This window comes from Aeribacillus pallidus (genome assembly GCF_050478865.1).
In the GTDB taxonomy this organism is placed as follows: Bacteria; Bacillota; Bacilli; order Bacillales; family JACDOC01; genus JACDOC01.
On the sequence record NZ_JBCNBW010000104.1, the window covers coordinates 1 to 5,936 of the forward strand.

Annotated in this window: 6 protein-coding genes and 2 pseudogenes; all 8 read left to right on the top strand. The window is 36.3% G+C overall.

Annotated features, from left to right (window positions below):
• Positions 1-299: 299 nt before the first annotated feature.
• Positions 300-563: a hypothetical protein gene (locus ABES52_RS16820; RefSeq protein ID WP_429652468.1), complete on the top strand. Its 264-nt coding sequence runs from the start codon at positions 300-302 to the stop codon at positions 561-563.
• 185 nt (positions 564-748) lie between these two features.
• The gene (locus tag ABES52_RS16825; RefSeq protein WP_429652469.1) at positions 749-1,204 is read left to right on the top strand and encodes a MarR family winged helix-turn-helix transcriptional regulator; all 456 of its coding nucleotides are present in this window, start codon (positions 749-751) and stop codon (positions 1,202-1,204) included.
• A gap of 79 nt (positions 1,205-1,283) precedes the next feature.
• Positions 1,284-2,135 (top strand): annotated as a pseudogene (locus ABES52_RS16830) (permease).
• A 14-nt stretch (positions 2,136-2,149) separates the two neighbouring features.
• Complete coding sequence (locus tag ABES52_RS16835; RefSeq protein WP_429652470.1) at positions 2,150-2,278, top strand: hypothetical protein; 129 nt, start codon at positions 2,150-2,152, stop codon at positions 2,276-2,278.
• Positions 2,279-2,685: 407 nt separating this feature from the next.
• On the top strand, positions 2,686-3,054 hold the full coding sequence (locus tag ABES52_RS16845; protein ID WP_429652471.1) for a hypothetical protein: 369 nt from the start codon (positions 2,686-2,688) through the stop codon (positions 3,052-3,054).
• 557 nt (positions 3,055-3,611) lie between these two features.
• Entirely contained in the window at positions 3,612-4,940 is a 1,329-nt protein-coding gene (locus ABES52_RS16850; protein WP_429652472.1) for an alkaline phosphatase family protein, read from the top strand.
• A gap of 440 nt (positions 4,941-5,380) precedes the next feature.
• Entirely contained in the window at positions 5,381-5,596 is a 216-nt protein-coding gene (locus tag ABES52_RS16855; RefSeq protein ID WP_429652473.1) for a DUF2187 family protein, read from the top strand.
• Between the two features lie 224 nt (positions 5,597-5,820).
• Positions 5,821-5,913 (top strand): annotated as a pseudogene (locus tag ABES52_RS16860) (transposase); the annotation flags it as partial.
• Positions 5,914-5,936: the final 23 nt, after the last annotated feature.

The following is a 5,936-nucleotide window of genomic DNA, read 5'->3' on the forward strand; positions in this document are numbered from 1 at the left end:
CACAAAATGTGGTGATGAATCGTTTTTTTTAAACGTTCATAAGTTATTTTGTTGTTTTTAGATATTAAAAGAATTACGTTGGCTCAAATTCTTTCATATACCATGAAACCAACCGATATGAGCGCCTTTGGATAACTAAAAAGAGGAGTACCATACATCATTTATTAAACCGATAATATGATAGAAACGAAGAATTAACAAAATGAATAATATATGGAAAGGCACAAGAAAAAATTTTTTCTCCGAATGAAAAAAATGAGCGTGCCATTTGATATTCAGGGGAATAGAAAGGAGAAATGATGTCGTTTTTAGGAATCATTTTAGTTGCTGTTGTGTTAGTTTTTTTTTACAAAAACCGAGAAGTGGATGAACATTTACTTGGATTAAAGCTTATCGGATACTATATTCTGGGTATTTTTTACGTTAATGTTAATGGATTTGTCATCCCGTTAGGATTTATAATTAGCTTGTTTTTGAAGCCAGAAGAAAATAAAAGCATCAAGCGAGGGGCTAGTTTGTTTGGTTTAGTGATGATGATTGTTGGGTTTATATTTAATATGTGATGTAATTATATAAGTCAAGAAACCACACTGACATTAAAAACGTGCTCAGAATTCGTTCTGAGCGTTATTTTTTTGCTGTATTGTCTTATTAAAAAGATAAGTGGTCAATAATTAGGAAAAGAAAATCTTGAATTTTATTTGCAAAATACAAATAAATATGATATTACTAATCTAGAGGTGAAAACATGGAAAATTTTCGTGATTTGTTCCAAACCATGGCAAAGCGATTCGGACTTTTGAATAAAAATTGCTGCTCTTTAGATGACGTGGATATCTCATTAGTGCAAAGTCATATTTTATACGAGATCGACCGTTTGAAGCAGCCGTCCGTTCAAGAGCTTGCAAATGCGATGGCGATGGATATCACTACATTAAGCAGACAAATTCAAAAATTAGTGCAAATGGGATTGGTAAGAAAGACACCTTATCCGGAGGATCGTCGTATTTTTATTCTTTCTCTTACAGAGGAAGGAAACAAGGTGGCAACCAAAATCGATGCGGAAATAACCGCGTATTTGGAAGAAGTCTTCTCACATATGAGCGAATTTGAAAAAGAAACCGTTCTTCGTTCGATTCGTTTACTGAATGAGTGTATGGCTAAATCCAGTGTTTGTTGTCAACCGATGTATGGAGGCAAGTAAAGGAACTTGCCAATATTTACGAATAACATTTGCATATTGCAAATAAAATGAAAGGGAGAGAAACCACTTGAAAGATTTTATGATGACGTTTTTATCGATTAGCATCGAATTAACGGTTCTATTTGTTGGTGTTTCGTTTCTTATGTACTTGATTCAAGGGGTAATACCATATAAAAAAATGGAGAAATGGTTAAAGAACAATCATTCAATTTTTGGAGCGTTGATAGCGGTATTGTTTGCATTCATCACTCCATTTTGCTCCTGCTCCACCATCCCAATTGTTGTTCACTTGTTGAATCAAAAAATTCGATTTGCCATTGTCATGATATTTTTGTTTGCCTCGCCTGTACTAGACCCTACCATCTTAACATTAATGGCAGCCACATTAGGTTTAAAAGTAGCTGTGGCATACGCGATTATCACTGCCCTGTTTTCCATCTTCATTGGTTTTGCATTAGAAATCCTTGGGTTTGAAAAAGAAGTGAAAAACGTCATCGTGAAAGGTAAAGCCAAGTTACCTGAGCGAATCCATTTTCGCGCAGCACTACACGAAACAAGTCAGTTAATGAAATCCGTCTATCCGTTTTTACTCATCGGTGCAGCAATCGGCTCATTGATCCATGAGGTTGTTCCAACAGAATGGTTGATCACCTATTTAGGTGGTGAACAATGGTGGTTGGTTCCAATTGCAGCTATTATCGGAATACCTTTGTATGTCCGCTTGTCTACGATGATTCCGATTTCCCATATGCTGATTTCTTAAGGTATGGCCATTGCCCCCGTCATGGCGTTATTGATCAGTTCAGCTGGAGCAAGTTTGCCAGAAGTTACGTTATTACAAAGCATATTTAAAAAGAAATTGGTGTTAGCCTTTGTCGTTTCGGTGATCACCATGTCTACGTTGTCCGGATGGTTATTTTACGTCATTTAAAGGAGGTGAGAATCATGTTCAAACGTCTATTTATAATAAAAGAAAACAACGATGCATGCTGTGATGTACAAATCGTTGAAGTGAATGACAAAGAACAACAAGAATCATGCTGTGAAGATAACTGCTGCGTTGAATGTTGCTAAGACAGAACGCTTAGGTAGAAAAATGGATATACCCCTGTCAAGTAGACACTAGAAAAAAGTGTCCTCTTCAGCTTTGGCAATAGTAGTTGGTCTCCCTGGAGCTTGTCAAGGAAAGGACTTAACAAAGCTTTAGGCAACCAACTAAGTAGTCTGTAAGCTGAAAAAGGAGTCAATCTAATCATCATTGATTTCTTAGGCAACTTTAGCTCGATTCTTAACTGGGCTAAGGTTGCCTAATTTTTTTTGAGTTCTTTTATGATGATAAAAGTAAATATATTTATCTACTGCTTAAATAAAATGGAATGGTTATTCCGTTAGGATTTATGATGAGCTTGTTTTGACACTTTTTTATTTTTTTAGGAATACACTGTTTACATCTTTAGGAAAATGAGGAGGTAAACCTTTAAATGTATTATCAATATTCATCTGACCCTTATATTGGATATAACCATTTTATTGATGACTTTTCACATGATGTAAACACCGTTGATAGGCAAGCTCCAACCTTTCCACCGCCTCAACAATTTGCCCAACAAATTCCTCAAACCTTTTTTTCAATTGTATTGCCGTCTAATCAAATCCGGGCTTCGATGTGTCAATGTTTAGGAAGATGGGGCTTACTCGGGTTAAGATTTCAAACTCCATTTGGGAGGGATATATGGTTTTTCCCTACAGAGATAAGACAAAATAGTGTTTCGGGATATACATGGCAAAATGGACGGAGCCAAAGAGCTCGCTATAACTATTCACAGATCAGAAACTTTATCTGTACGTAATTTAAATACACAAGAGCTTATAGCAACTGATTAAAAGCACTACATTTTCGTAGTGCTTTATTTTGGTTTTTTACTAATGAATTGCGATCTACAAATTAACGAAGTTTTATAATTATATCATATTTACATGAATAGTCATTTTTTCTAGGGACAAATTATTACTGTAAAATTTCCAGGAGAAAAATCTTTACCATGTTAAAGATATTTCGAACTACTGAATCCTGAGTTACATTGAGGAGAATACGGAAACTTTTATTGAACCGATCGACCTAGTTCGATGATATCGCGGTCCAATACAAATTTACTAGTACTGTGATTTATCGTTTCCGGCATACATATAGGTTTGTGGTTTCCCATTCACGAAAGCAAACCATCTAGTTAATCATCGATGAAAAATGAGGAGACATCCATATGAATAATAAAAAACCACAATTACCCAAACCGGTGATTTTACTGATCATAGATACATTGATGTCCTACCCGCTGAAGTGGCTGTGCAAACCGGACGTGCTCCTGCTTTGCAATTTTTGATGGAAAAAGGTTGTTATATCTCCAATATGGTTAGTTCATTTCCGACAATGTCGGTAACCATTGACAGCAGTCTCTTGACGGGAACATATGCTGACCAACATCACATTCCTGGCTTAAACTGGTTTGATGAATCCCAAAAAAAGATGATTAATTATGGTACGGGATTTCGAGAAGCCTTTAAGTTAGGAATGCACCAGGTCATCTATAATATGTTATACCGACTGAATAACGAGCATTTGAACTGCGATGTTACCACAATCTATGAAGACTTGGCTGAAATGGGAATTCCGTCGGCCTCCATCAATTCCTTTGTATATCGCGGTAATACTCCTCAACGACTGCATGTTCCACGGTTACTTAGCACCATGACCCACCATCAGGATAGCGAGTTGACAACAAAGGCGACACCAATTTTCTCCCTAGGGGCTTTTTCAAAACTCCGGCCGTGGAGTAAAGTACCGCAAATAGCTGCCGGAAATTATAAATTTACAGCCCGAGAGCTGCGTTATTTAATCCGCAAGAACAAACTTCCGGGGTTTACTGTATGTATGTTTCAGGATCTGGACTTGCGTATTCATTTCAAAGGTCCAATGGATATAAAAGGAATCGCCCAAATTGACCGTGAAATCCAAAAAACATTGAATTTGTATCCTAGTTGGGAAGAAGCAGTTAATCGGAACGTATGGATGGTTATGGGAGATAACGGACATGCAATGATGGGTTTCAATTACAGTAAATTTATTATTGATTTACGTAAAATACTGAAAAAATATCGTATAGCTCGTCTAGAGCGCCCAATTCACGAAAAAGATCAGCTTGTACTTTGTGTCAACCAGCGTATGGCTTACATTTATGTATTAGATAGGGATTTACCTCTATCTGTTATTATCGAACGGCTAAGAAATGATGCACGTATTGATATTATTTCCTGGAAAGACGGGGACTACATTAACGTAGTTTCTGGCATAAGACCAGGTTCGTTACGGTATAACAAAGGTGGAGAATACACCGATATATATGAACAGACTTGGTCCATAGAAGGGAATACGGATCTTCTAGATTTGTACATTACGGATAAGGGTAAGGTGTTTTATGGAAATTATCCAGATGCATTAGCACGGCTGTATGGGGCATTACATTCTCATCCGGGCCGATTTATAGTGGTCAATGCCAAGCCTGGTTGTGAATTCAAAGCCCAATCCACACCATTTCACCTTGGCGGTTCAGCCCACGGTTCTTTACACAAACAGGAATCTCTTGTCCCGCTGGTGATTGCAGGAACCACGGCCACTCCAAAATTTCCACGTTTAGTAGATATGAAAGACTTTGTGCTTCAATTGTTTCGTCAACAATAAGAAACGCCACTGGTCATTTTAGTGATTGAATTAAATTAAATATCCTGGCAAAAAAGATTGGGGTGTATCTTGTAAAACGATCAAATGAATGGATCTAAACAAATGAATGAAACTTTTTCAGATAATGTTTGTGAAAAAATAATATTTCTTTTACTAAAATAAAGGTGATCAGAAGGGGAGTGAATACAATATGAATGCCCCATTGTCCAAGGTTTTTAACTTACCACCTCACCTTGTTTTCAAAACAGGCGAGTCTTTTCTTTCCTGCAATCCTGTCGTTTCAATGATTTGAAGGGTAAACCGCTATTTTCTGACAAAGTTGTAAAGCACGTAAAATGATAAATTTGCCGTATGATATAAATATTAAAATGTAATAAATTATTGGAACGAAAAAGAGAGGCATATAGCTATGGCGGATCATATGGTAGTCGCTGAAACAACTGAAAAAAAGGAAAAATGTTAAAGTAAATAAAGCAAATGTTGGGGACACAATTGAAATTAAACGAGGAATAAAGAAAAGGAAAAAAGGGAAAGTTGTAATCGTTCGTAAAAATTCAGTTATTGTTGAGATTGGAACAAACCCAAATACTGAAGAACCAATTAAAACGGTCGTTAATCACAAAAATTACAAGGTTATTAAAAGAGCGAAATCATAAATAAGATAGTAATCGAAAGGGATATATATGATGTAACGAATTGTATACAGTATTGTTTAAAGTTCCTTTCGAATCAGCTGAACAAGATATGCAAACTCTACATATTTGTAAAGGCTTTTAAGATTAAAAAAGGCACTCACTCATTAGCCCCCTAATGAATTTGGACACTCGATAAGGTGTTTTTTATAATCGAAGTGACCAAATGAAGGGAGCTTTTGATCTATATGAAACGAAGAAAACATTCGAAGGAATTTAAGCTACAAGTAGTGAAAGAAGCATTAGAAGTTGGAAATAAAGCATTGGTAGCTAGAAGATACGAATCTTAGCCCGAATCTCGTGC

Bases quoted from the DNA above. Each gene is read 5' to 3' on its own strand.
- ABES52_RS16835 (WP_429652470.1), top strand. From the start codon at position 2,150: ATGTTCAAACGTCTATTTATAATAAAAGAAAACAACGATGCATGCTGT.
- ABES52_RS16845 (WP_429652471.1), top strand. From the start codon at position 2,686: ATGTATTATCAATATTCATCTGACCCTTATATTGGATATAACCATTTT.
- ABES52_RS16820 (WP_429652468.1), top strand. From the start codon at position 300: ATGTCGTTTTTAGGAATCATTTTAGTTGCTGTTGTGTTAGTTTTTTTT.
- ABES52_RS16825 (WP_429652469.1), top strand. From the start codon at position 749: ATGGAAAATTTTCGTGATTTGTTCCAAACCATGGCAAAGCGATTCGGA.
- ABES52_RS16850 (WP_429652472.1), top strand. From the start codon at position 3,612: ATGGTTAGTTCATTTCCGACAATGTCGGTAACCATTGACAGCAGTCTC.